Raw genomic sequence first — 24,501 nt, forward strand, 5'->3', positions numbered from 1 at the left:
CGTCACCGGCGGCACCCGGCGTCACTGTGTCGTATAACGGTGCCGGGTCCACAGCGGCAGTACGAACCAGCACAGGGCGTACCAGGTGACCACGCCGGAGACCAGCCAGGGCACGTAGTCGTCGTGGGTGGCCACGCGCAGGATCAGCAGCAGTGAGGCGGTCATGGTGGCGAGCAGCAGGATCAGGCCGACGAGGGTCAGCCGGGACGCCCACCGCACCGCCTGCGGCTTCACCCGCCGTCCGGCGACCAGGCGGTGCAGGGAGACGGGGCCGATGAGCGCGCCGGTCGAGCAGGCGCCCAGACAGACGGTCACGATGTAGATGACCTGGTCGGTCTGGGGCAGGTCCGCGTAGCGCGGGGTGAACACCACGGTCAGCAGGAAGCCGAAGAGGATCTGCACGCCGGTCTGGGCGACGCGGACCTCCTGGATGAGCTCCCCCCACATGCGGTCGGCTCGCTCCTCCTCGGTCTCGTCGCGCCCCCTGCGCCGTTCGGCTCCCGCCGTGTCCGTCACGTGGCCTCCTCCGCCCGGTCCGAGTACCTCCTCGGTGTTCTCTCCCGGCGAGTACCCCGTGGGCGGCGATCGTCCCTCGATCACCGCCCGGGTGGCCTACCAGCGTCCCTCGACCTGCTCCTTGATACGCCGGTCGTACAGGTCGCGGACGGCGGCGAGGGTCTCGCCGGAGAGCTCCGGGAGCTTGGCGGCGGCCGCGTTGGCGCGGGCCTGCTCGGCCGAGCGGGCGCCCGGAATCACGGTGGTCACACCGGACTGCTGGATGATCCAGCGCAGCGCCAGCTGGGCCGGGGTGTACCCCTCGGGGGCGAGGGCCGCGAACTCGACGGCGGCCCGGACGCCGGTGGCGTAGTCGACGCCGGAGAAGGTCTCGCCCTGGTCGAAGGCCTCGCCGTGCCGGTTGTAGGTGCGGTGGTCGTTCTCCGGGAAGACGGTGTCCTCGGTGTACTTGCCCGAGAGCAGTCCGGAGGCGAGCGGGACGCGGGCGATGATGCCGACGCCTGCCTCGCGGGCCGCCGGGAGCACCTCGTACAGGGGCTTCAGGCGGAACGGGTTGAGGATGATCTGCACGCTGGCCACGCCCGGCCGGGCGATCGCCGTGAGGGCCTCGGCGCAGGTCTCCACGCTGACGCCGTAGTGCGCGATGCGCTCCTCCTCGACGAGGGTGTCGAGGGCATCGAAGACCTCGTCGCTGGAGTAGACGGGGGTGGGCGGGCAGTGCAGCTGGACCAGGTCGATGCGGTCGACGCCGAGGTTGCGGCGGGAACGGTCGTTCCAGGCGCGGAAGTTGTCCAGGACGTAGTTCTCGGGGATCTGTTCGACCCGGCGGCCCATCTTGGTGGCGACCAGCACGTGCAGGTCGGGCCGGCCGCTCAGGAAGGCGGCGATGGTCTGCTCGCTGCGTCCGTCGCCGTAGACGTCGGCGGTGTCGAAGAAGGTGACGCCCGACTCGGCGGCCGCCTCCAGAACCGTCAGGGCCTCCTTGTCGTCGACGTCTCCCCAGTCGGCGCCCAGTTGCCAGGTGCCGAGACCGACAACGGATGCGTGCTGACCAGATCTACCGAATTCGCGCTCGTCCATGAGGTCAGTCTGTCATCCGGGATGACCGGGTGCGGAACGGGCCGCTCCGGGCCGTCATCTGTGAGTCTTTCACCCACAAGAGTGACGGCGTTCGACAGGGTGGCCGCATGGGTCGACGGGTGCCGGGTGACCGGTCTCGACGACCCGGCCGAAGCCGAACTCACCGGCGTCCGGGCGCCGTCGCTCTCCGCGCTGCGGCCCGACCCCGACCACCCCGAGTGGGACACGGCCGTCTGGCTGGACGTCCTGACGCTGCCGGGGACGCCGTACGCGGACGCCTTCTACCGCGAGCTGGAGCGACGGGGAGGTGCTGGGGACGGCAGTGCCGGAGTCCTTCGGTTCCGCGTGGGACGAGGCGGCGGAGACGCTCGAACAACTGGACCCGCACCGGGTGTTCCGCGCCCCGCTGCACGGTCGACTCTTCCCCCTGGGCCGCGGGGTCCCCACTAGTCACGGGAGGCCAGCGCCCGGGTGTGCGCGCCGCGCGCCAGCTTCGGGCCCAGCCAGCGTTTGAAGCGGCGCAGGGCCTCCAGCCGCCCGGCGGCCCGGTCGAGCCGGTAGTACAGCTGAGGCGGCACATAGGGCAGCAGCGGCGAGTGGCGCTGCCCGAGCAGGGCGAACATCTGCTCCGGGGGCAGGTCGATGTAGCGGGTGAGGTTCTCGTACCACTGGGCGCTGTAGCGGGCGGCGCTCTGCGGGGAGAGCAGGGCGGACTTGCGTTCCTGTTCGTAGCGGGCGAGGGCCTGCGGGAGGTCGGTGCTCCCGCGCAGGGCGTCGGCGAGGGCGATGGCGTCCTCCAGGGCGAGGGTGGTGCCGGCGCCGATGGAGTAGTGGGTGGTGTGCGCGGCGTCGCCGAGGAGGACGAGGTTGTCGCGGTGCCAGGTGCGGTTGGTGAGGGTGCGGAAGGTCAGCCACTGGGCGCTGCCTGCGGCGGACGCGCGGCCGATGAGGGGGTGGCCGTCGAGGATGTGCGCGAAGAGCTTCTCCAGGTCGGCGATGCCGTCGCCCTCGCTCGCCCGGTCGAGGCCGAGCCCGACGAGGGTCTCGGGGGCGCACTCGATCACGCAGGTGCTCTGCTCGGAGGTGAAGGGGTAGCCGTAGCACCAGATCCAGCCGTGCTCGGTCTCCACGAAGGCGAAGGTGAAGGAGTCGAAGACCTTGGTGGTACCGAGCCAGACGTAGGAGTTGCGGCCCGGCGCGAGTGCGGCGCCGAAATCGTCCGCGTGGCGGGTGCGCAGGGCGCTGTGGACGCCGTCGCAGGCCACGACGAGGGCGGCGGCCGGCAGGTTCTCGGCGGTGATCTCGCTCTCGTACTCGATCCGTACGCCGAGGGCGCGGGCGCGGGCGGCGAGGATCTCCAGCAGCTTGTGCCGGCCGATGCCGCGCCCCTCGTCGCCGGGCTGACGGGTCGCCAGATCCCTTACGTGTGCGACCCCTTCGTTCCAGCGGACGGAGTTCTCGTCGATCGCGTCCGCCGACTCGGGGTCACAGGCGCGGAGTCTGTCGAGGAGTCCCTGCCAGTAGGTGACGCCCCACCCGTAGGTCGAGCCCTCCGGGTCGCGCTCGTGGACGGTGATGTCGTGGGACGGGTCCTGCCGCTTGAGCAGGATCGAGAGATACAGGCCGGCGGGCCCGCCGCCGACACAGGCGACCTTCACGCGCACCCCTAGGTGTTAACCGGACGTGGTGGATTGACGACGCAGGGTAGCAGGGTGCGATATCCGCCGACGGATGCCCCGCCTGCCCGATCGCGCCGGTTTTCCCATGTGAGCCACACCACGAGCGGGGTGCCGACGCGTGAAAGACCACCGGAAGTGGCGGTGCCACGGAAAGGAATTGCCCGTTCCGCCCTGCGTGAGCCATACCGACGGCAAGATCATCTTCGTTGGGCCGCCGGTGTCCCGTCTACCGCCGAATACAGGGCCGGCCTGTCGCCGGGAGCGGTCACCACCACGGCGGGACCGGTCGGCAGACCGGTCGACGCGCGCCTCGCAGTGGGCGCCGGACTTCCTCGGCAGCAGCGGGCGCAGCCGGGACGGCCGGGTGATGGACGGGCCGTTCGCCGCGAAGGCGGGCAACTGGCCGATCAACGTCACCGAGTGGCGGCGCCGTCATCCGGGGTCGACGTACGTCCCGGGCGGCGGGACGCCGGACGTCGTCGACCTGGACGAGACGATGAGGCCGTGGAACGACGCGACCCCGGCCGCCCTGATCGACCACCCGGCCCACTACACCTTCGACGCCCGATCAGGCCTCGGCGCCGCGGCACTCCGGGTGGCCCCAGCCCTGCGCGTTCTTGGCGATCTGCTCGCCTGCCGCGTAGCCCCGGCCGCAGACGCAGCGGCCGGGGAACTTGGCCTTGAGCGTGCGGGACGACGAACTCCCTCCGCGCCGGGGGGACTTGCTTCCTGGGGCGCGGGCGGACTTCGGCTTGGGGGTGTCCGGCGAGGCGGGCGGCGCCGGGGAGCCCTGGTCGCTGCCGGCGGGCTGCTGGACGCTCGCCGCCTGGCTTGCGGCACGGTCGGCGAAGTCGTTGAGGGGGTCGCCGTCGACCTGGTGGGCGGGCACGTAGCGGAAGTCGACCGAGCGGCCGTCGAGCAGTTCGTCGATGCGGACGACGAGCTCCTGGTTGGCGACGGGCTTCCCGGCGGACGTCTTCCAGCCGTTGCGCTTCCAGCCGGGCAGCCAGGTGGTGACGGCCTTCATGGCGTACTGCGAGTCCATCCGGACCTCGAGCGGCACGGCCGGGTCGGTGGACGCCAACAGGCGTTCCAGCGCGGTGAGTTCGGCGACGTTGTTGGTGGCCCTGCCGAGCGGGCCCGCCTCCCAGCGGGCCGGGGTCTCCGTGTCGTCCGCCACCACCCACGCCCAGCCAGCCGGTCCCGGGTTTCCCTTCGAAGCCCCGTCGCACGCGGCCACCACTCGTTCACGCATGCGCACGATCATGCCATGGCCGAACGGGGCGCCCGGCCCCCGCCCGGGACGCGGCCCAGGACTGGCCTAGGACACGTCCTCGGTCTGCGGCATCTCGCCCGCGGTGGTGGTGACGTCGATCACCGAGAAGTTCGCGCCCTGCGGGTCGCTGATCGCGGCGAACCGTCCGAACGGGGTGTCCATCGGGCCGAAGCGCAGTACGCCGCCCAGCTTGATGGCCCGGGCCACGGCGTCGTCGCAGTTGTCGACGGTGAAGTAGACGTTGACGTACGAGGGCACCTCGGGCGGGAACTCCTCCGTCATCTTCATCCGGCCGAGGACCATGTCGCCGCCGATCTCGAACAGGCGGAAGTCGACCGAGTCGTCCTGGAGCTGCTTGGCCGTGTACGAGAACACCGCCGGCAGGAACGTGTCCGTCTTGTGCGGTTCACGGGTGAAGAACTCGGCCCAGCAGAACGCGCCCGGCTGCTCGGGCGGCGCCTCGAAGCCCTCGTGGACGCCCGCCTGCCACACGCCGAAGACGGCGCCGCCGGGCTCGCGGCCCAGGCACATCGTGCCGAAGTCGCCGACCTTCATCGGCTCCATCAGCACCTCGCCGCCGTTGTCACGGATCTTGCGGGCGGTCGCGGCGGCATCCGGGGAGGCGAGGTACAGGCACCACTGCGAGGGGCCCTCCTGGCCGGGCATCGGCGGGACGACTGCGGCGACGGCCTTGCCGTCGGCGTAGGCCTGTGTGTAGTTCCCGTACTCCGACGACGCCTCGCCGAAGGTCCAGCCGAGTACCTCGCCGTAGAAGCGCTTGGCGCCCTCCAGATCACTGAACATCGCGTCGGCCCAGCAAGGGGCTCCCTCTGGTCGTACGGCCATGACCGCGGCCCTCCCGATGAGATGGATTGTCCGGTTCCTCACGCTAGTCACCAGGCCGTCGGGGCGCGCGCCGAACCGGTTGCTCCGTCCCGGTGAACGGCGTCTCCCAATCCCCCTGATCACCGGCGTGCGGGGGCACTCGCCCGGACACACGACGGCACGGGATGCGCCTTCTACATCATCCACACGGTTTGCACCTTCTGACGCATGCATCCGCCCCTTACACGCCGTTCCCGCCCGTCACGGAGAGTGCTTGGCTGGTGCCCGCGTCACCGAACCGATCTTCCTGGAGGGAATGTGTCCACACCGGACAGTGCCACCGGTTCCACCCTCGACGAGCCCGACCCCGAGCCCTCCGCCGACGGACAGCTCACCAGTCTCAGTACCCAGGCGGCCCGCCAGCTCGCCACCACCCACAAGTCAGAGCCCCAGATGCAGGCGATCAGCTCGCGCTGGCTGCTGCGCAGGCTGCCGTGGGTGGACGTCAAGGGCGGAACGTACCGTGTCAACCGGCGCCTGCAGCTCAAGGTCGGCCGGGGGCGGGTGCAGTTCGAGCAGAACGGCGCGGACGACGTCCGGGTGATTCCGGAGACCCTGACCGAGCTGCCCGTGCTGCGCGGCTACTCCGACAACGGGACGCTGAGGGAACTGGCGTCGCGCTTCCAGCCCCGGGAGGTCCGGGCCGGCCAGGTGATCTTCGAGGCCGGTCAGCCCGTGACCGAGGCGTATCTCGTCGTGCACGGCCGGTTCACCCGCTTCACCTCCGGCAAGTACGGCGGTGAGGAGATCATCGGGGTGGTGTCCGGCGGCGACCAGCTCGGTGACGAGGCCGTCGGCCAGGACGACCCGCTGTGGCTGACCTCGGTGCGCTCGGACACCTCGGGTGTGCTCCTCGCGCTGCCCTGGGACGTGCTGCGGGAGTTCGTGGACCGGGTGCCGTCGCTCGCGGCGCAGCTGTCGGCGTACGCCGAGTTGCAGCGGCGGCCCATGAACCGTAAGGGCGAGGCCGAGCTGCCGATCCAGGCCGGCCATGTGGGCGAGCCGACGCTGGGGGCGGGCTTCGTCGACTACGAACTCTCGCCACGCGAGTACGAGTTGTCGCTGACCCAGACCGTGTTGAAGGTGCACACCAGGGTCGCCGACCTCTACAACCACCCGATGGACCAGACCCAGCAGCAGCTCCGGCTCACCGTCGAGGAGATCCGGGAGCGCCAGGAGTGGGAGCTGGTGAACAACCGGCAGTTCGGGCTGCTGCACAACATCGACTACGGGCAGCGAGTGAGCGCCTTCACCGGGCCGCCCACCCCGGACGACATGGACGAGCTGCTGTCGATGCGGCGCAAGACCAAGCTCTTCCTCGCCCACCCGAAGGCGATCGCGGCGTTCTTCCGGCAGTGCAACCGGCGGGGTCTGGTGCCCGGCACGGCCACCGTCGAGGGACACGAGATCCCAGCCTGGCGCGGGGTGCCCATCTTCCCCTGCAACAAGATCCCGATCTCCGAGCAGCACACCAGCAGCATCATCGCGCTGCGCACCGGCGAGGCCGACCAGGGTGTCGTGGGCCTGTACCAAACGGGCATCCCGGAGGAGTTCCAGCCCGGCCTGAACGCACGCTTCATGGGGATCGACGGCAACTCGATCATCCGCTACCTGGTCACCGCCTACTACTCGATGGCGCTGCTCGTCCCCGACGCGGCCGGGGTCCTGGAGAACGTACAGATCGGCCGGACGGCCGAGTGAGCACGGGGTACGCGCTGCCCGGGCCGCCGAGCCTCGCCGCAGGCATCCGGGCCCGTCGCCAAGGCACCATTCCCGGGCTGCGACACCGGCAGGTCGCCCTCGCCGACCCGGTGAAGACGGCGGAGGTCGACCGTCGGCTGGAGGAGTGGGCGCGCGGTCTCGATCTGTTCCCGCCGGCCTGGGACGGCGACTTCGCGGGGTTCCAGGTCGGGCGCGCCGTCGTGCTCCAACACCCGGGCGCGTTCGACCTGGACCGGTTGACGGCGGCCGGGAAGCTGCTGCTGGCGGAGAACATGGTCGACAGCTGCTACTGCGAGGAGGACGAGGGCCGGGGGGCGTCCCGCAACGGCCTCGGCGGGCGGCTGGTTCTCGCGCAGTCGGCGCTGGACCCCTTCCACGGCCCGCCCGGCTTCCAGCAGGAATGGGAGCGGGGCATGCAGGCCGACGGTCCGCTGCGCTCCTACTACTGGGCGCTCAAGGACTACGCGGCCTTCGCCACCCCCAGCCAGACCGACCGGTTCGTGCACGACATGGCGCGGCTGCATCTGGGCTACCTCGCCGAGGCCGCCTGGAGCGAGACCCGGTACCGGCCGCAGGTCTGGGAGTACCTGGTCATGCGGCAGTTCAACAACTTCCGGCCCTGTCTGTCCCTGGTGGACGCGGTCGACGGCTACGAACTGCCCGAGCAGTTGTACGCCCGCCCGGAGATCCAGCGGGTCACGGCACTGGCCTGCAACGCCACCACCATCGTCAACGACCTGTACTCCTTCACCAAGGAACTGGCCTCCGATCCCACCCACCTCAACCTGCCGCAGGTCGTGGCCGCCCGTGGCCGCTGTGGTCTGAAGGCCGGCTATCTGCGCGCGGTCGAGATCCACAACGAGGTGATGGAGGCGTTCGAGGAGGAGTCGGCCGTCCTGGCGGCCATGTCGCCGCTCGTGGGGCGCTATCTCCAGGGGCTGTCGGACTGGGTGGCCGGCAACCACGAGTGGCACGCCACCAACACCCATCGCTATCACCTGCCCGACTACTGGTGACCAACGCTTTCTTGACAGATCGCCACATTCCACATCCTGAGGAGCCACCGTTGACCATGATCCCTGACGCCATGACCGAGACCGTCCAGCTCCCGACCCAGTCGATCTACCAGGACCGGGTCGCGGACTACTGGAACGCCGAGGAGAACCCGGTCAATCTCGAACTCGGCAGGATCGACGACCTCTACCACCATCACTACGGCATCGGCGCGGCCGACTGGACCGTGCTCGACGAGCCCGACCCCGAACTGCGCCGCGAGCGGCTCACCGCCGAACTGCACCGGCTGGAGCACGCCCAGGCCGAACTGCTGGCCGCCCGGCTCGGCCGGCTGACCCCCGCCGACCGGGTCTTCGACGCCGGGTGCGGCCGCGGCGGCGGCAGCGTCGTGGCGAACCTGCGGCACGGCTGCCACGCGGACGGCGTCACCATCTCCGCGAAACAGGCCGAGTTCGCCAACGAGCAGGCCCGCAAGCGGGGCATCGACGACAAGGTGCGATACCACCACCGCAACATGCTGGACACCGGCCTGGAGTCCGGCGCCTACGCGGCGTCCTGGAACAACGAGTCGACCATGTACGTCGAGCTGGACCTGCTGTTCGCCGAGCACGCCCGGCTGTTGCGCCGAGGCGGCCGCTACGTCGTCATCACCGGCTGCTACAACGACGCCTACGGGCAGGCCTCGCGCGAGGTGTCGCTCATCAACGCCCACTACATCTGCGACATCCACCCGCGCTCGGCCTACTTCCGGGCGCTGGCCCGCAACCGGCTGGTGCCGGTCCACGTGGAGGACCTCACCGAGGCGGCCATCCCCTACTGGGAGCTGCGCAGTCAGGCCGACCACCTGGTCACCGGCATCGAGGAGACATTCCTCACCGCCTACCGCAACGGCAGCTTCCAGTATCTGATGATCGCGGCCGACCGGATCTGAATTCCGTTGGACAGCAAGGCGGTCGACGCCCTGCAATGGGCGCATGTGGCTTGCGAAGATGCGTCCGGACGAGGTCGACCTCGACGCCCCGCTGGTGAGCCGGCTCGTCGCCGCCCAGTTCCCGCAGTGGGCCGGGCTGCCCGTGCGGCGGCTGGCCTCCTCGGGGACGGAGAACGCGATGTTCCGGCTCGGCGCCGACAAGGTGGTGCGGCTGCCCCGGCATCCCGACGCCGTCGAGAGCGTGGCGCACGAGCAGCGCTGGCTGGCCCGGCTGGGGCCGAGGCTGTCCGTCGCCACGCCCGTGCCGCTGGAGCAGGGCGGGCCGGGTGAGGGGTTCGACTGGCCCTGGTCGGTCTACGGCTGGCTGGACGGCCGTAATCCGGTGGCCGGAGCCGTCGAACAGCCTGAGGCGCTGGCGGCGGACCTGGCGGCGTTCGTCACCGCCCTGCGCGGGATCGAGGCGCAGGGCGGTCCGCCCAACGACCGGGGTGTGCCGCTGGCCGAGCGGGACGCCCCGACGCGCGACGCCCTCGCTCAACTGGACGGGCGGATCGACACCGCCGCGGTCACCGCCCTGTGGGAGGAGGCGCTGCGGGCGCCGGGGCGCACGGAACCGCCCGTGTGGACCCACGGGGATCTCTCGCCCGGGAACGTGCTGGTCGAGGGCGGACGGCTGTCGGCTGTGATCGACTTCGGCGGCGTCGGGGTGGGCGACCCGGCCGTCGACCTGATCGTCGCCTGGAACCTGCTGCCCGCGTCGGTGCGCGGCGTCTTCCGGGAGGCGGTGGGAGCGGACGACGCCGAGTGGGCGCGCGGGCGGGGCTGGGCGCTGTCGATCTCACTGATCCAACTGCCGTACTACTGGGAGACCAATCCGCCGCTGGCGGAGAACTCCCGGCATGTGATCAGGGAGATCCTGGCCGAGACCCGGCCCGCCGACGCCTCCGTGGCCGGCTCCTAGGCTCCGTCGTAGGCCTTCTTCAGGGCGGCGATGTCGAGCTTGCCCATGGCGTACATGGCCTTGGTGGTGCGGACGGCCTTCTCGGCGTCGGGGTCGCCGATCATCTCGATCAGCCCGTCCGGGATGACCTGCCAGGACAGGCCGTACTTGTCCTTGAGCCACCCGCACGGGCCGGGCTCGCCGCCGTTCTCGGTGAGTTTGTTCCAGTAGTAATCGACCTCCTCCTGGTCCGCGCAGAAGATCTGGAAGGAGATCGCCTCGCTGAAGGTGAACTCCGGGCCGCCGTTGATTCCGACGAACTTCTGCCCGTTGGCAGTGAACTCCACGGCCACCACGGAGCCGGCCGGACCGGGGCCGGCCTCGTTGTAGCGGCCGATCTTTCCGATGCTGGAGTTCTTGAAGATCGACACGTAGTAATGGGCGGCCTCCTCGGCCTGGCCGTCGAACCAGAGACACGTGGTGAATCCGTCGGTGGTCATGAGTACCTCCTGGGCGTGGAACGCGGTCATCAGTGTCGACCGCGGTCCGCGCCGGAACTCATCGCTCGGGCCGTGCGTTCATCCGGACGGCCGCGGCCGCTTCCCCCGTTGGCGTGCCGTGCTGCCGCCCGGATCGTGCTCTGCCCTGGGCGAATCTGCGGCGGGCAGAGAAACCGCGTGCGGGCGTCGCCCGAGGTCAACAGTGGAGTCGACGGCAGCCACGCCACGACGAGGAGAACCGATGACTCCACTCACCACGCTCGCTCCCCGTGCCCAGGAGGGCGACACGCCGCCCACCCGCTTCGACGACCACCTCGCCGCCCAACTGCTCGCCCAGCGCATCGTGTTCCTCGGCACCCAGGTCGACGAGGTGTCCGCGAACCGTGTCTGCGCGCAGTTGCTGATCCTGTCGGCGGAGGATCCGCGCACCGACATCGCGCTGTGCATCAACAGCCCGGGCGGGTCGGTGCACGCGGGGCTCGCCATCTACGACACGATGCGGCTGATCCCCAACGACGTCTCGACGCTCGCCATGGGCTTCGCGGCCAGCATGGGCCAGTTCCTGCTCAGCGTCGGCGCGGCCGGCAAGCGGTACGCGCTGCCGAACGCGCGCGTCATGATGCACCAGCCGTCGGCCGGGATCGGCGGCACCACGGCGGACGTCGAGATCCAGGCGGAGAACCTGGAGTTCACCAAGCGGACCATCGAGCGCATCACCGCCGAGCACACCGGCCAGACGCCGGAGACCATCTCCCGGGACGGCGACCGCGACCGCTGGTTCACGGCCGAGGAGGCCAGGGCGTACGGCATGGTGGACCGGGTCGTGGAGTCCCTCGCGGACGTCCGCCCGGCCGCCGCCAAGCGGCGGATGGGGCTGTGACATGGGCAGCTACACGATTCCGAACGTCGTCGAGCGCACCCCGCAGGGGGAGCGGTCCTACGACGTGTTCAGCCGGCTGCTGTCCGAGCGGATCATCTTCCTCGGCACCGAGATCGACGACGGGGTCGCGAACGTCGTCATCGCACAACTCCTCCACCTGGAGTCGGCGGCCCCGGAGACCGAGATCTCGATCTACCTCAACTCCCCCGGCGGATCGTTCACTTCACTGATGGCGATCTACGACTCGATGACGTACGTGCAGTCGCCGATCTCGACGTTCTGCGTCGGGCAGGCGGCGTCCACGGCGGCGGTGCTGCTGGCCGGCGGCGACCCGGGGCGGCGGTTCGTGCTGGAGCACGCGCGCGTGCTGCTCGGGCAGCCCGCCAGCGGCGGCCGGCAGGGCACGGTCTCCGACCTCACGCTGCAGGCCAAGGAGATGGTCCGCATCCGCGGCCAGGTCGAGGAGGTGCTGGCCCGCCACACCCGCCACGACCTCGCGACCCTGCGCGCGGACATGGACCGCGACAAGGTGTTCACCGCGCCGGAGGCGGTGGCGTACGGGCTGGCCGACGAGGTGGTGAGCCGGCGTCTCGTGACGTGGTGAGACGCCGGCCCGCGCGGCTCGTCAGGCGGCCAGGCAGAGCGCGTTGTACGACGAACTCGTCGTCGCGCGGTTCCTGTCGGAGTGCCGGCTGCTGAGCCGCACCAGCTCTCCCTGGGCCCGGGCCAGCAGGTCGCCCAGGCCCAGGCCGAGGGCGTGGGCGGCGGCCGCGAGGACCTCCGAGGAGGCCTCCTTGCGGCCGCGCTCCACCTCCGACAGGTACGGCATGGAGATCCGGGCCGAGTCGGCGACGTCCTTGAGCGTGCGCTCCTGGGCCTGGCGTTCGCGACGCAGGACGTCTCCGACGAGGTCGCGCCACAGAGGCTCGCGCGGCGCGGAGCTGGGTGTGGAGGCGGGGGCGGGGGCGGGGGCGGGGGCGACGGTCTCCGGGCGCACGGCGGGCGGGCGCAGCGGGATCACGCGGGCTTGGTTCGGCGCTTGGTTGCTCACCTCACCAGCCTAGAAGCCGCGGGCGTCCGCGGGGAGGAGTCCGGGGTTGCGCCCTCGGTGGAATCGGTGGGCGTGAGTGTGCCCGGATCCCGCACGCATGGGTCGTCACGGACCGGGTACCCGCCTCCTGAGCGGGTTTCGCATGTGCGGGTCCGCTCACGGACCGAGAACAGCAGACGCCGAACCGTGACGTTCGAGGGAGAGGCCATGCAGACCGCCGTGATCCGGTCGGAGGCCAAGGTCGTCGACGACACCGCCGGGACCAGCACGGACGGCGCACCGCTGCCGGGGATCGAGACGCCGCGCAGTGTGGCACCGCGCGACGCCCGCGAACTGTCCCGCCAGTTCTTCCGGCGGCTGACCGTGCTCGAAGAGGGCACGCACGACTACCAGTACGCCCGCAACACGCTCATCGAGATGAACATGTCCCTGGTGCGGTTCGCCGCCGGCCGGTTCCGTGGTCGCGGGGACGACATGGAGGATATCGTCCAGACCGGGATGATCGGCCTGATCAAGGCCATCGACCGGTTCGAGGTCTCGCGCGAGGTGGAGTTCACGTCGTTCGCGCTGCCGTACATCGTCGGTGAGATCAAGCGCTTCTTCCGGGACACGACCTGGGCGGTGCATGTGCCGCGGCGGTTGCAGGAGCTGCGCGTGGAGTTGGCCAAGGCCCGCGACGAGCTCGCCGGCCGACTGGACCGGGAGCCGACGGTGGCGGAGTTGGCCACGCTGATGAACCTCTCGGAGAGCCAGGTGGTCGAGGCGCAGATCGCCGCCAACGGCTACAACTCCTCCTCGCTGGACGCGGCGCTCACCGGTGACGGTCCGGAGCACGGGGAGGCGGTCCTCGCGGACTTCATCGGTGTGGAGGAGGAGGGGCTGCGGCTCGTCGAGGACTTCCACTCGCTCGCGCCGCTCATGGCCGAACTCAGCGAACGCGACCGGCAGATCATCCACCTGCGGTTCGTGGAGGAGGCCACCCAGGCGGAGATCGGCGAACGGCTCGGCTGCTCGCAGATGCACGTGTCCCGGCTGATCAAGCGGATCATCGTGCGGCTGCGCCGCGGGATGCTGGGCGAGCTGGGCTGCGCCTGAGGCCTTCCCCGATGGCGGTCCTGGGGCTCAGCCGCCCAACCGCAGCAGGGCACGGACCCGCTTGCCGACCGGCACCCGCTCCGCGGTGATCTCCGCCGCCAGCGCGTGCACGATCTCCAGACCGTGCCGGCCGATCCGTTCGGGGTCCTTGGGGAACCGCAGGGGAAGCGCGTCGCTGCTGTCGTACACGCACACCGCCACCGAGGCGTCCGTGCCTTCGAGTTCGAGGATGTAGGGCCCGTTGCTGTGCCGGTCGGCGTTGGTGACCAGCTCACTCACCACCAGCAGCACCTCGCCGCTCGCGCGGTCGCCGATCGTGGCACACCACTCCGTCCTGAGCTGGTCGACGAAATGGGCGGCGAAGGACCGGGCCTCGGCTATGCAGCCGGGTTCGCCGGTGTAGTGCGCCGCCCGCCGTAGCGGTTCCACGGGTACGTCGAAGCCAGTCGGTATCACTGCCCCGCCCAGGTGCTCGAACATGCGTTTCTCTCTCGGAAGCCGGACTGGCCGGACGCTGCTGTGCACCTGTGCTCGTACCCCGTGCCGCGCCGCACAGTCCCCGTCCGTCGTCACCCTGTGCGCGTGACGACCGTGGGGCGCCTCACACGGCGGGTGAGGACCCGGCCGAGAGAGGCGGCGACTGGCTGGTGACGGCCACCGACGGCGGGGACTGCGGGAGCGAGGAGAGGGAGCTCACCGGCTGGCCCGTGAGTTCGGAGAGCGTGCTCGGCGGCTCCAGGGACCCCGGTGCCGAGGACGGGGGCGCGAAGCCGGGGGGCTCGGACGAGGAGGAACCGGAACCCGGGGGCTCCGAAGAGGGGGGCTCGGAGCTCGGGGGCTCCGAAGAGGGGGGCTCGGAGCTCGGGGGCTTGGAGCTCGGGGGCTTGGAGGAGGGCTGGGAGCTCGAGGGCTCGGAGCCCTTCGACTTCGACGACGACGGCGAGGACGGGGGCTTCGAGGACGACCCGGACGGCGGCAGCACGCAGCCGGTCGCCGCACCGGTGGGCGGGGAGACGCACGACGGCGGCGTACGCGAGCCGGGGACCGTCGGGGTGCTGACGCCTATGACCGGCGTCGGCCTCACCGGCGGACGGGTGGGCCGGTCCTGGTGGACGCCGGCGCCCGGCTTGCGGGCGATCCAGTGGTGGGCGGAGTGGGGGTCGTAGAGGACGAAGACGTTGACCACCGTCACGGAGGGGTTGACCACGACCGTGGTCGAGGGGCTGTACGAGGGCCAGGTGGTGCCGGTCCGCTTGTACCCGGACTGCTGGGCGACGGGCGGGGTCAGCGGGTTGCCGCAGGCGCAGCGCACCCGGGGGACGCCGTACCTGTCGACCATGACCGCCGTGCCGGCCTGTAGGACGGCCTGGTAGCCGGTGGCTGATCCGTCACGGTATCCGTGGTTGGTGACGCGGGTGTCCAGGCGCAGTTGCACGGGGGTGAGGGAGCGCAGATAACCGGGGACCTGGGAGGGGTCGATGCCGAGGACGGAGGCGAACGCCCTGTTCTTGGCGGGGACCTCCTGGAGGTACTTGATCTGCAGCTCCACATCGCAGCTGGCGACCTTGAGGGTGCCGCCGTACAGCCCCTCCTGCCCGCCCCTGACACCGGGGACGGTGTTCTCCGGCGGGGAGGAGGCGGACGGGGCGACGGTCGCGGGCGGGACGGAGGCGGTACCCGGGTTGTTGGTCTTCGGCGTGAAGCTGTTCGGACCCTCTTCGGCGGCCGGCTGCATGAAGAGCTCGCCCGCCTGGTTCGAGCCGCCGCCGTTGGGCCGGGTGAGGACCAGGGCGAGGGCCGTCGCGGCCACGACTGCGGTGGTGATCAGTGCGACCCGGGGCGCGGACCTCCACCAGGGCCGGCGCGGTTCCCACCCGCCGCCCCCCGAGTCGCCTCCGGTCGGCTCGGAAGGCGGGGGCGGGCCCGAGGGCGGCCGGGGGGAGCCCGACAGTGGTCCGGAGGGCGGGCCGGTCGGTCGCCCGGTGGGCTGCCCCGTGGGTTCCGTGGGCGGTTCCGAGGGGCGGCCGGAAGACGGAGGTTCGACGCTCACGAGCACTCCCGACGTGGGTTTCCCGCGGCGCTTCGTCCGGTGCGTCCGGTGCGATCCCTGCGATCCATTCGATATGCGCCGTTTTCTTCCACAACGGACCTATTGTGTGCCCCGATCGGGCGCGGCTCGCAAGCCGGACGCGGACGGCCCTCTCGACAGGCGCGCTCTCCCGGTGCTGCTTAGCGTGGGCAGGGTGAGCTCGTACACCCCGTATGACCAGGCAGTCTCCCGCCACGGATGGGTGCAGGCGGTCGCCGCGGCGCTGGCCGGGCTGCTCGCCATGGGGGTGGTGGCCGGGCTGGGACTGTGGGCGGCCGGGGCCTCGGACCTGCCTCAGGGCGCCTTCCCCCGGGTCGTCGCGGCGACCGTCGTCACGGCGGTCGGCGGCACGGTCGAGCTCTCGGGGAACGCCGGTGGACTCGCCGGCACCGAGGCCGGTCTGACGGTGACTCCGCTGTCGGTGACGCTCGTGGGGGCGCTCGTCGTCGGCGCCGGATTCCTGCGGCCGCTGCGGCACCGGGCGGTGGCCGGCGCCGCCGAGCTGGCCGGGTGGGCGGCCCGGATCGCCGTGGTCTGGCTGCTCGGTCTGCTCGGGCTGGCCCTCGGCGCACGCCAGACCTTCAAGCTCTCCCTCGGTGACGAGACGCTGAGCGACCTGGGTGAACTGTTCGGCGTCAGCCCCGAGGTCGGCTTCACCACCAACGTGCCGCCGACGCTCGCGATCGGGCTGCTGTGGCTGGCCGGTGTGCTGGTGCTGGCGCTGCTGGTCGCGCGTGGGGCTCCGCTGCCGGGCCGGCTGCTGCGCTTTCAGGAGTCGGTGCGGCCTGCCGCGCACGCGATGGTCGTGCTGCTGCTCGCCTGCGTGGCCCTGGGCGTCGTCATCGCGCTGGTCGTCGCGGCAACCCGGGGGCACGCGGCCGAGACCCTCGCGGTGGTGTTGCTCGGCATGCCGAATCTGATGTGGCTGACGTTCACGATCGGGCTGGGTGCCACCTGGAGCGGCCGCGTGGAGGGCCCGTTCGGGCTGCCGATGCCCCATGTGCTGGACGAGGTGCTGCGCGGCCGGGACACCGCCGCGCTGAACCTGAGCACGCTCGCCGAGTACGACGGCCGCGTGTGGTGGCTGGTCGTCGTCGACGGGCTTCTGCTGCTGGCGGCGGCGTTCGGGCTGGCCGCCCACTCACCGGCCCGGATGCGTGCCTGGCGGCACGCCGTGCACATGGCGGTCGCGCTGGTGCTCACCGTGCTGATGGTCTGTCTGGTCGGCCGGATCTCCGCGCACTACGGCCTCTCCGTGCTCGGCATCGGCGATCTCGGCGGAAATCTGGCCGGAAAGCTGTTCCTGCACGCCGAGGTGTGGTCCGCTCTCGGTCTCGCCGCGCTGTGGGGGCTGGTCACCGGGTTTCTGGGCGGGCTGCTGGCGGGGCTGGTCCGCCACCGGGGCGTGCTGACACTCCGCTGACCCGGTGGTTCAGAACTGACGACGGTCGTTCAGGACTGACGGCGGTGGTTCAGGACTGGCGGTCGGGCAGGACCGGCCGTGCCCAGCGAGGGGGTCGCCGCGTCGGCTCCGGCGTGTCGACCAACTCCGTCGGTGAGTGGACCGGCCGGCGCGCGCCGCCGCCTCGCTCCCTCAGCTCGGCGACGAAGGCGCCGCAGGTGGGGTGGCGGGCCTCGGGATTCTTGGCGAGGGCCCGGGCGAACACCGTGTCGAGGTACGACGGGAGCTGGGGCCGGACCTCCGTCAGCGGGGTCGGGTCGGCGTTCTGGTGGGCCCAGAGCAGGGCCATGTCGTCGTCACGGAGGAACGGCGGTCGGGCCGCGAGGCATTCGTAGACCACGCAGGCCAGGCCGTAGACGTCGCAGCGGCCGTCGACGGGGCGGCCGGAGATCTGCTCGGGGGCGACGTAGTCCAGGGTGCCGACGAACTGTCCGACCGTCGTGAACCCGGTCAGGGACAGCGACTTCTTCGTCAGGCCGAAGTCGGTGAGGTAGACGTGCTCGGGATGGTCGCTGTCGGTGCCCCGGGAGACCAGGATGTTGCCGGGCTTGACGTCCCGGTGGACCAGTCCGTGGTCATGGGCTGCGTCGAGCGCGGAGGCGACCTGCGCGGCGATGCGGACCACCGTCGGCAGGGGCAGCGGGCCCTCGCGGTCCAGGAGATGGCGCAGGTCGCTCCCGTCGACGTACCGCATGGCGATGTAGAGCACCCCTTCGGTCTCGTCCGCCTCGAAGACGGGCACGATGTGCGGGTGGTCGATCGCCGCCGCGACCCGCGATTCGTGGGTGAAGCGCTTGCGGAAGGTGTCGTTGCGGGCCAGCTCGGGGGCGAGCAGTTTGAGCGCGACGGTCCGGTCCAGACGCAGGTCATGGGCCCGGTAGACGACGGCCATGCCGCCGCGTCCGATCTCGCACTCGATGCGGTAGCCGGCGAGCTGGCGGCCGATCAGTTCGGAGGGGCGGCCGGAGAAGGGACTCGTGCCGGGCGCCATCAGGAGCCCCCGTCGAGGTCCACGATCCGGGTGGCGGTGTAGTCCCGGTCCTCGGCCGGCTCGGGCAGTTCGGGCACCTCGTCCGTCGCGTAGGTGCTCAGGCGGGTGCCGTCGCCGTACACCCAGCGGCTGTGCGCGCTGTCGTACAGCCACATGTTCTCGCCGTCGACGACCACGCCGATCCGCAGCCCGCGGGTACGGCGGCGGAAGGACTCGCCGTCGAGGCCGCCGTCGGCCAGTTCCTCCACCGCCGCCCGGTAGCGGGCGAGGGCCTGTTCGGTGCGGCCGAGCAGGGGGCGCGGGTCGGCGGCGCTCGCGAGGGGGCCGTCGGAGCGGGGCGGGTCCTGGGGGACGGCGACCAGGTGGCGGCCGTCCACCCAGGCCGACCAGCCGTTGGAGCACACCACACGCCCCCAGTCGCCGCGCCGCTCCGTGAGCCGGACGGGCAGCAGCGGGTCGAGGGACACGGTGGGGCGGTCCGGGTCGGGGGCCTCCCAGGCGGGCATGCCGTGCTGCGGGACGACATGTGTGGGCCGGAATCCGGAAGTCGTCATCGGCCTCCCCTACTTCCGCATCACGGCGGGCTCGTGCCGGCGCAGCAGCCGGGAGACGGCGAACCCGCAGACCAGCGAGAGCACGACGAGCATCCCGATGTTCAGCAGCCACACCCCCGCCGAGTGCTCGAACAGCGGATCGCTCGTCTTGTCCCCGGGCACGATCCGGGACAGCCCGAGGGTGGCGGCCATCGCGCCGAACGCCCATCGCGACGGCACGAGCCAGGACAGCTGGTCCAGAACGGCCACGTCGTGCAGTTTCAGCAGCGCGCCGCAGAACACCACTTGGACGATGGCGAGCAGCACGAGCAGCGGCATCGTCACCTCCTCCTTGCTCACCAGCGCGGAGACCAGCAGCCCGAGCATCATCGCCGTGAAGGCCAACAGGGCGACGGCTACGGTGATCTCGATCAGCGGTGGCATCAATACCCCTTTGCCGTCCGGCGCGTTGAGGTCGACGCCGAGCAGGGCGACGAGGGTCAGCACCACCGCCTGTACGACGGTGATCGCGCCGAGGACGACGACTTTGGACAGCAGGTACGCCGATCTGGAGAGGCCGACGGCCCGCTCCCGCTGGTAGATCACGCGCTCCTTGACGAGTTCGCGCACGGCGTTGGCCGCCCCGGTCAGGACGCCGCCCACGCACAGGATCAGCAGCGCGTCCATCACATGCTCCTGGTCGAGCCTGCCGCCGGCCAGGGCGCGGGCCATCGCTCCCATCACGAACGGCAGGGCGATCATGATCGCGAGGAAGGTGCGGTCGGCGGCGAGCGCGGCCGTGTAGCGGCGGACCAGGGTGCCGAGCTGGGCGCCCCTGCTGCGGGGCCGGGGCGGCGGCAGCATGATCACCGGGCCGGAGCGGGGCAGTCGGGGCTGCTCGCTGGATTTGACGACGTACTGCCGGCGGAACGGCGAGTCGTCGTACTCCCCCGCCCAGTCCCGGTCCTGATCGCGTTCGAAGGCCTCGAAGGCCTCGGGCCACTGTTCGAAGCCGAAGAAGGCGAGGGCGTCCTCGGGCGGCCCGTAGTAGGCGACCTTGCCGCCCGGCGCGAGCACCAGGAGCCGGTCGCAGACGTCGAGGCTGAGGACGCTGTGGGTGACGACGATGACGGTGCGGCCGTCGTCGGCGAGTCCGCGCAGCATGTGCATCACCGAGCGGTCCATGCCGGGGTCGAGGCCGGAGGTCGGCTCGTCCAGGAAGAGCAGCGACGGCTTGGTCAGCAGCTCCAGGGCCACGCTGACCCGTTTGCGCTGGCCGCCGGAGAGGCTGTGCACGGGCTGGCCGGCGCGCTGTTCGAGGCCCAGTTCGCGGATGACCTCCTCGACCCGTTCGCGGCGCTCGGCCCTGGCGGTGTCCTGCGGGAAGCGCAGTTCGGCTGCGTAGAGGAGGGCGCTGCGCACGGTCAGCTGCGCGTGCAGGATGTCGTCCTGCGGGACCAGTCCGATGCGTTGGCGCAGCTCGGCGTAGTCGCGGTAGAGGTCGCGGCCGTCGTAGACGACCGTGCCGTGGCCGGCGGGACGCTGGCCGGTGAGGGCGCCGAGGAGGGTGGACTTGCCTGCGCCGCTGGGTCCGACGACCGCGAGCAGGCACTTCTCCCCCACCGGGAACGAGACATGGTCGAGGAGGACCTTGCGGCCGCGGTCGACGGCGACCGTCAGGTCCTGTACGTCGAGGGAGATCTCGCCGATGTCGACGTACTCCTGGAGCTCGTCGCCGACCAGGCAGAACGCCGAGTGGCCGATGCCGACGATGTCGCCGGGGCCGATCGGGGCGCTGCTGACGGGCAGCCCGTTGAGGTAGGTCCCGTTGTGGCTGCCGAGGTCGACGATCTCGTGGCCGCCGTCGGGCAGCCCCCGTAGCTCGGCGTGCCGGCGCGAGACGACCAGGTCGTCGACGATCAGGTCGTTGTCGGTGGCGCGGCCGATGCGGACGGTACGCGAGGACAGCGGCCGTACGGAGGTCGGCCGGCGGAAGGTGCCGGTCAGGGCGGGCATGGAGACGGACGAGGGGCGCTCGGCCGGGGGCGTGGGCCGGCCGGACAGGACGACGCACGGCCCGTCGGCGGGGCTGCCGAAGCGGATCACGGTGCCGGGACCGACGCCCCACTCGTGGACGCGGCGGCCGTCGGCATAGGTGCCGTTGGTGCTGTGCTCGTCCTCGATGGTCCAGTGGCCGCCGTCGGGCCGCAGGACCGCGTGGTGCCAGGAGACGCGGATGTCGTCGATGACGATGTCGCTGCGCGGGTCCCGGCCGACGTGATAGTCGTGGCCCGGGATCAGCACGGTGGTGCCCGTCTCGGTCTCCAGCACGAGTTCGGGCGCAGTCGAGGAGACCGGCCGCTCAACCATGACCGAATTCTATCGATTCGCACCCCTGTGCGCCCGACGGGCGGGCGCGAGGGTGACGTGAGCGTGACGGTGCCGTGCTGGGCTGCGCGCGCCGGCCGTGTCCCGGTGGCGTTGTCCGGTGGGCGTCAGCCGACGGGGACGAAGAGGGCCGGGAGGGTCCGCTGCATGCGCAGCGCGTCGACGGACTCGGCGAGCAGCTCGTACTCGGTGGTCTCGTCGCTCACCGCGATCCGCACCAGCCGGCCGCCCGCCAACTCGTCGGCGACCAGCTCCTGCCGGTCGATGTCGGCGCACCAGGCCCGCAGCAGTGCAGGCACGTCCGGCACGTTGTCGGCGACCGGGACCAGGGCGCCCGGCGGGATGTGCTCGTCCTCGGGCCGGGGATCCAGCCGTTCGGCCATCCAGGAGGCCCGGTCCCGCAGCCACCACAGGGCCAGCGCCAGCGTCGGCGCACGGTAGGTGCCGAGCGGTACGCCGATGCGCCGGCCGGCGCAGACGCCGTACGCGGTGACATGGCACAGGAATTCGTCGTGCACGTCCCTCTCCCCCGGTGCTCGCCTGCTGGTAGTGCCTCGCTTTCCGTGCGGCTCCTGTGAGTGAACTGCCCCTGACGTTCGAGTATGTTCACTGTTGAAACACTGTCACCATGACTTTTTGGCCAGTCTCTTGGCATATTCAAGGCCGTTCATGGCCGAAATGCGGCAGGCCTCGGGCCATGCCGTCATTACCCGGCGGGTAATCGACCCGGGCGACGGGGACGGGCAAGGTGGTCACACCGGATCGGCGAAGACCTGGATCCGGGTTCTGACCAGTATCGATGACCTCATTGGGGGCTGATTTCCCATGTCCGCGAACACCGACCGTTACGAGAACGCCGTCGCCCGCTACTTCGAGGCTTGGAACGCACGGGAGCCCAAGGCCTTGGCCAAGGCTGTTGACGCAGCGTGGGCGGTGAACGGCGGGTACACCGACCCCCTCGCCGACGTCAGCGGCCACGAGCAGATCGCGGCCGTGGTCACGGCGGCACACGCGCAGTTCCCGGGCTTCTTCTTCCGGCTCACCGGCACAGTCGACGGGCACCACGACACGGCTCGCTTCTCCTGGGAGCTGGTGAGCGAGGCCGACGGCTCGGCGCCGGTGGCCGGATCCGACGTCATCACCCTGGATGCGCAGGACCGGATCACCTCCGTCCTCGGATTCCTCGACCGGGTGCCCGCGGAAGCCTGAGGACCGGGCCAGGATGAATTCCTCCGCTCGCGGCGGTCCACCCGTAAAGGGATCACCGCGAGCGGAGGAACATCACGAACGGGACCGGAAACGGAATACGCAATGCCGAATTCACGGCCGTCCCGCGCAGGGGTCCGGCATTCGGCGGTTGGACCTATGTCGTCCGGCCGGAGTCCGTCGCCATTCTTCGGCACCCGCGAACCGGCATCGGAAAGCAGGAGGGCGACTGCGTGACCGTCCGCATGACGGAGCGGCTCAGCCGTTGATCACCGCGTCGATCCGGGCCAGCTCCTCGGCGTCGAAGTCCAGGTTGGCCAGGGCGCCGACGCTGTCCTCGATCTGCCGGGCGCTGCTCGCGCCGACCAGCGCGGAGGTCACCCGGCCGCCGCGCAGCACCCAGGCCAGGGCGAGCTGGGCCAGGGACTGGCCGCGGGACTTGGCGAGGTCGTCGAGGGCGCGCAGCTTGCCGACGAGCTCCTCGGTCAGCGCGTCGGAGTTCAAAAACGGGCTGTCGCTCGCCGCGCGCGAGTCCTCCGGGATGCCGTCCAGGTAGCGGCCGGTCAGCAGGCCCTGCTCCAGCGGCGAGAAGACGATGGACCCGACCTGGAGCTCGTCCAGGGCGTCGAGCAGGCCCTCGCTCTCGGGGCGCCGGTCGAGCATCGAGTAGCGCGGCTGGTGGATGAGCAGCGGGGTGCCCAGCTCCCCGAGGATGCGGGCGGCCTCACGGGTCTGCTCGGCGGAGTAGTTGGAGACGCCGGCGTAGAGCGCCTTGCCCTGCTGGACCGCGGTGTGCAGGGCGCCCATCGTCTCCTCCAGGGGAGTCTCCGGGTCGGGGCGGTGCGAGTAGAAGACGTCGACGTAGTCCAGGCCCATCCGGGTCAGGCTCTGGTCGAGCGAGGACAGCAGGTACTTGCGCGAGCCCCACTCGCCGTAGGGGCCGGGCCACATCAGGTAGCCGGCCTTGGTGGAGATGACCAGCTCGTCGCGGTAGGGCGCGAAGTCGGCCTTGAGGAACTGCCCCAGCGCGGACTCGGCGGCGCCGGGCGGCGGGCCGTAGTTGTTGGCCAGGTCGAAGTGGGTGATGCCGAGGTCGAAGGCGCGGCGCAGGATGGCCCGCTGGGTCTCCACCGGGCGGTCGGGGCCGAAGTTGTGCCACAGTCCGAGCGACAGCGCGGGGAGCTTCAGGCCGCTGCGTCCGGTGCGCCGGTAGGGCATGTCCGCGTAACGGTCGGGGTGTGCGGTGTACAACGCGACTCCAAGAAGATCGGTTTCGGGAACCGCTACCCACTCTGGCCCGACCTGCGGGTAGTGGTCCAACAGAAGAATCCGATGGAATTGTGCGGCTAGGCTTCTCAATCATGGAACTGCGTCACCTCCAGCACTTCGTCGCCGTCGCCGAGGACCAGCACTTCACCCGGGCCGCCGAACGCCTGATGGTCTCCCAGTCGGGTCTGTCGGCGTCGATCCGCGCCCTGGAGCGGGAGCTGCGCGCCCCGCTGTTCGTACGGACCACGCGGCGGGTGACGCTGACGGAGGCGGGCCGGGCGCTGCTGGCCGAGGCGGAGCGGATCCTGGCGCAGGTGCGGGCGGCCCACGAGGCCGTGGCCGCCGTGCAGGGCGTGGTCCGCGGCCCCCTCTCCGTGGGCACCGAGCAGTGCATCGCCGGGGTGCATGTGGCGGGGCTGCTGGCGGCGTTCCGGCGGCAGCACCCGGACGTGGAGATCCGGCTGCGGCAGAGCGGCTCGGGCGCGCTGGGCGAGGAGGTGGCGGCCGGCCGGCTCGACCTGGCCTTCGCCTACCGCACCCAGACGGACACCGACCAGCTGCGCTGCGTGCCGCTGGCGACCGAGCCGATGTATGTGCTGTGCCATCCCGACCACCGGTTCGCCGCGGCGTCGGCGGCGCTGCTGCCGCAGGACGTCGCCGGCGAGGTGTTCGTCGACTTCCACCCGGACTGGGGCCCGCGGCGCGCCACCGACGCCGCGTTCACCAAGGCGGGAGTGCGGCGCACGGTCGCCCTGGAGGTCAACGACGTGCACAGTCTGCTGGACCTGGTGGACGAGAACCTCGGCGTCGCCGTCGTACCGCGCCACTTCCGGCACAAGCGCGAGGCGCTCACCGCACTGCCCCTCAAGGGCACGGGCGAGGCGGTGTACGAGACGGTCGCGCTGTTGCCGCCCCGGCAGGCGACCAGTCCGGCGGCCCGGGCGCTCATGGCACTGCTGGAAACGGGCGGCGGGTGAGCGCGGGCTGCGAGATG

The 24,501-nt window shown here is 71.1% G+C and carries 23 protein-coding genes and 3 pseudogenes; 12 read left to right on the forward strand and 14 right to left on the reverse strand.

All coding sequences use genetic code 11. From position 1 onward, the window contains the following. Window positions 1-21: 21 nt before the first annotated feature. Window positions 22-516 (reverse strand): DUF6328 family protein, encoded by a 495-nt coding sequence (locus ACIBTS_RS32390; protein ID WP_399324123.1) that lies wholly within the window; start codon window positions 514-516, stop codon window positions 22-24. Window positions 517-612: 96 nt separating this feature from the next. Continuing rightward, window positions 613-1,596, reverse strand: a complete 984-nt coding sequence (locus ACIBTS_RS32395; RefSeq protein ID WP_399324125.1) for an aldo/keto reductase — start codon at window positions 1,594-1,596, stop codon at window positions 613-615. A 123-nt stretch (window positions 1,597-1,719) separates the two neighbouring features. Between ACIBTS_RS32395 and ACIBTS_RS32400 the strand changes: the two are divergent. Continuing rightward, window positions 1,720-2,020: pseudogene (locus tag ACIBTS_RS32400) on the forward strand (cholesterol oxidase substrate-binding domain-containing protein); the annotation flags it as partial. A gap of 22 nt (window positions 2,021-2,042) precedes the next feature. Here the strand turns inward: ACIBTS_RS32400 and ACIBTS_RS32405 are convergent. Next, the gene (locus tag ACIBTS_RS32405; protein WP_399324127.1) at window positions 2,043-3,260 is read right to left on the reverse strand and encodes an FAD-dependent monooxygenase; all 1,218 of its coding nucleotides are present in this window, start codon (window positions 3,258-3,260) and stop codon (window positions 2,043-2,045) included. Window positions 3,261-3,546: 286 nt separating this feature from the next. Between ACIBTS_RS32405 and ACIBTS_RS32410 the strand changes: the two are divergent. Then, window positions 3,547-3,837 (forward strand): annotated as a pseudogene (locus tag ACIBTS_RS32410) (hypothetical protein); the annotation flags it as partial. A gap of 6 nt (window positions 3,838-3,843) precedes the next feature. On the opposite strand, the gene ACIBTS_RS32415 reads toward ACIBTS_RS32410, so the two are convergent. Together ACIBTS_RS32415 and ACIBTS_RS32420 are read right to left on the reverse strand one after the other, a co-directional pair. After that, on the reverse strand, window positions 3,844-4,542 hold the full coding sequence (locus ACIBTS_RS32415; RefSeq protein WP_399324129.1) for a ribonuclease H: 699 nt from the start codon (window positions 4,540-4,542) through the stop codon (window positions 3,844-3,846). A 54-nt stretch (window positions 4,543-4,596) separates the two neighbouring features. Next, the gene (locus ACIBTS_RS32420) at window positions 4,597-5,397 is read right to left on the reverse strand and encodes a VOC family protein (RefSeq protein WP_399324131.1); all 801 of its coding nucleotides are present in this window, start codon (window positions 5,395-5,397) and stop codon (window positions 4,597-4,599) included. A 297-nt stretch (window positions 5,398-5,694) separates the two neighbouring features. Here ACIBTS_RS32420 and ACIBTS_RS32425 point away from each other — a divergent pair, with 297 nt between their 5' ends. From ACIBTS_RS32425 to ACIBTS_RS32440, 4 genes are read left to right on the forward strand one after another with little or no spacing between them, the layout of a single operon-like run. Continuing rightward, window positions 5,695-7,137, forward strand: a complete 1,443-nt coding sequence (locus tag ACIBTS_RS32425) for a family 2B encapsulin nanocompartment shell protein (RefSeq protein ID WP_399324133.1) — start codon at window positions 5,695-5,697, stop codon at window positions 7,135-7,137. Then, window positions 7,134-8,174, forward strand: coding sequence for a family 2 encapsulin nanocompartment cargo protein terpene cyclase (locus tag ACIBTS_RS32430; protein WP_399324135.1), 1,041 nt, complete (start codon window positions 7,134-7,136; stop codon window positions 8,172-8,174). The genes ACIBTS_RS32425 and ACIBTS_RS32430 overlap by 4 nt, the downstream gene beginning before the upstream one ends. A 56-nt stretch (window positions 8,175-8,230) precedes the next feature. Beyond that, window positions 8,231-9,103, forward strand: a complete 873-nt coding sequence (locus ACIBTS_RS32435) for a geranyl diphosphate 2-C-methyltransferase (protein WP_319675342.1) — start codon at window positions 8,231-8,233, stop codon at window positions 9,101-9,103. A gap of 43 nt (window positions 9,104-9,146) precedes the next feature. Beyond that, window positions 9,147-10,064, forward strand: coding sequence for an aminoglycoside phosphotransferase family protein (locus ACIBTS_RS32440; protein WP_319675343.1), 918 nt, complete (start codon window positions 9,147-9,149; stop codon window positions 10,062-10,064). Here ACIBTS_RS32440 and ACIBTS_RS32445 read toward each other — a convergent pair. Then, a complete protein-coding gene (locus ACIBTS_RS32445; protein WP_319675344.1) occupies window positions 10,061-10,543 on the reverse strand; it encodes a VOC family protein in 483 nt (160 codons plus the stop codon). The two genes, ACIBTS_RS32440 and ACIBTS_RS32445, sit on opposite strands and share 4 nt — an antisense overlap. 241 nt (window positions 10,544-10,784) lie before the next feature. Between ACIBTS_RS32445 and ACIBTS_RS32450 the strand changes: the two genes are divergently transcribed. Continuing rightward, the gene (locus ACIBTS_RS32450; RefSeq protein ID WP_399324138.1) at window positions 10,785-11,423 is read left to right on the forward strand and encodes an ATP-dependent Clp protease proteolytic subunit; all 639 of its coding nucleotides are present in this window, start codon (window positions 10,785-10,787) and stop codon (window positions 11,421-11,423) included. A gap of 1 nt (window position 11,424) precedes the next feature. Beyond that, window positions 11,425-12,027 carry a ClpP family protease gene (locus ACIBTS_RS32455; RefSeq protein ID WP_399324140.1) on the forward strand — a complete coding sequence of 201 codons (603 nt, stop codon included), beginning with the start codon at window positions 11,425-11,427 and terminating at the stop codon, window positions 12,025-12,027. Between the two features lie 21 nt (window positions 12,028-12,048). Here the strand turns inward: ACIBTS_RS32455 and ACIBTS_RS32460 are convergent, their stop codons facing one another. Further along, window positions 12,049-12,474, reverse strand: a complete 426-nt coding sequence (locus ACIBTS_RS32460) for a helix-turn-helix domain-containing protein (RefSeq protein WP_399324142.1) — start codon at window positions 12,472-12,474, stop codon at window positions 12,049-12,051. A gap of 207 nt (window positions 12,475-12,681) precedes the next feature. On the opposite strand from ACIBTS_RS32460, the gene ACIBTS_RS32465 reads away from it, so the two are divergent. After that, window positions 12,682-13,569: an RNA polymerase sigma factor SigF gene (locus tag ACIBTS_RS32465; RefSeq protein WP_399324144.1), complete on the forward strand. Its 888-nt coding sequence runs from the start codon at window positions 12,682-12,684 to the stop codon at window positions 13,567-13,569. Window positions 13,570-13,596: 27 nt separating this feature from the next. Here the strand turns inward: ACIBTS_RS32465 and ACIBTS_RS32470 are convergent, their stop codons facing one another. Together ACIBTS_RS32470 and ACIBTS_RS32475 are read right to left on the reverse strand one after the other, a co-directional pair. Beyond that, window positions 13,597-14,049 (reverse strand): ATP-binding protein, encoded by a 453-nt coding sequence (locus ACIBTS_RS32470; RefSeq protein ID WP_399324146.1) that lies wholly within the window; start codon window positions 14,047-14,049, stop codon window positions 13,597-13,599. Between the two features lie 292 nt (window positions 14,050-14,341). Next, window positions 14,342-15,619, reverse strand: a pseudogene (locus tag ACIBTS_RS32475) (DUF6777 domain-containing protein); the annotation flags it as partial. A 193-nt stretch (window positions 15,620-15,812) separates the two neighbouring features. On the opposite strand from ACIBTS_RS32475, the gene ACIBTS_RS32480 reads away from it, so the two are divergent. Continuing rightward, window positions 15,813-17,081 (forward strand): streptophobe family protein, encoded by a 1,269-nt coding sequence (locus tag ACIBTS_RS32480; protein WP_399324148.1) that lies wholly within the window; start codon window positions 15,813-15,815, stop codon window positions 17,079-17,081. A 49-nt stretch (window positions 17,082-17,130) separates the two neighbouring features. Here ACIBTS_RS32480 and ACIBTS_RS32485 read toward each other — a convergent pair whose 3' ends face one another. The 4 genes from ACIBTS_RS32485 to ACIBTS_RS32500 form a co-directional block, all read right to left on the reverse strand. Beyond that, window positions 17,131-18,111, reverse strand: coding sequence for a serine/threonine-protein kinase (locus ACIBTS_RS32485; RefSeq protein WP_399324150.1), 981 nt, complete (start codon window positions 18,109-18,111; stop codon window positions 17,131-17,133). Beyond that, window positions 18,111-18,665 carry a hypothetical protein gene (locus ACIBTS_RS32490; RefSeq protein ID WP_399324152.1) on the reverse strand — a complete coding sequence of 185 codons (555 nt, stop codon included), beginning with the start codon at window positions 18,663-18,665 and terminating at the stop codon, window positions 18,111-18,113. Before ACIBTS_RS32490 ends, ACIBTS_RS32485 begins: the two co-directional genes overlap by 1 nt. Window positions 18,666-18,674: 9 nt before the next feature. Beyond that, a complete protein-coding gene (locus ACIBTS_RS32495; protein WP_399324155.1) occupies window positions 18,675-21,014 on the reverse strand; it encodes an FHA domain-containing protein in 2,340 nt (779 codons plus the stop codon). Between the two features lie 125 nt (window positions 21,015-21,139). Continuing rightward, on the reverse strand, window positions 21,140-21,550 hold the full coding sequence (locus ACIBTS_RS32500) for a hypothetical protein (RefSeq protein ID WP_399324157.1): 411 nt from the start codon (window positions 21,548-21,550) through the stop codon (window positions 21,140-21,142). A 307-nt stretch (window positions 21,551-21,857) separates the two neighbouring features. Between ACIBTS_RS32500 and ACIBTS_RS32505 the strand changes: the two genes are divergently transcribed. Beyond that, window positions 21,858-22,241 (forward strand): nuclear transport factor 2 family protein, encoded by a 384-nt coding sequence (locus ACIBTS_RS32505; protein ID WP_399324159.1) that lies wholly within the window; start codon window positions 21,858-21,860, stop codon window positions 22,239-22,241. 255 nt (window positions 22,242-22,496) lie between these two features. On the opposite strand, the gene mgrA is transcribed toward ACIBTS_RS32505, so the two are convergent. After that, window positions 22,497-23,489 carry an L-glyceraldehyde 3-phosphate reductase gene (gene mgrA, locus ACIBTS_RS32510; protein ID WP_099938123.1) on the reverse strand — a complete coding sequence of 331 codons (993 nt, stop codon included), beginning with the start codon at window positions 23,487-23,489 and terminating at the stop codon, window positions 22,497-22,499. Window positions 23,490-23,599: 110 nt separating this feature from the next. Here mgrA and ACIBTS_RS32515 point away from each other — a divergent pair, with 110 nt between their 5' ends. Beyond that, window positions 23,600-24,484: a LysR family transcriptional regulator gene (locus ACIBTS_RS32515; protein WP_399324162.1), complete on the forward strand. Its 885-nt coding sequence runs from the start codon at window positions 23,600-23,602 to the stop codon at window positions 24,482-24,484. Window positions 24,485-24,501 lie beyond the last annotated feature (17 nt).

The sequence above is a fragment of the Streptomyces sp. NPDC050121 genome (assembly GCF_044460385.1).
GTDB lineage: Bacteria > Actinomycetota > Actinomycetes > Streptomycetales > Streptomycetaceae > Streptomyces > Streptomyces soliscabiei.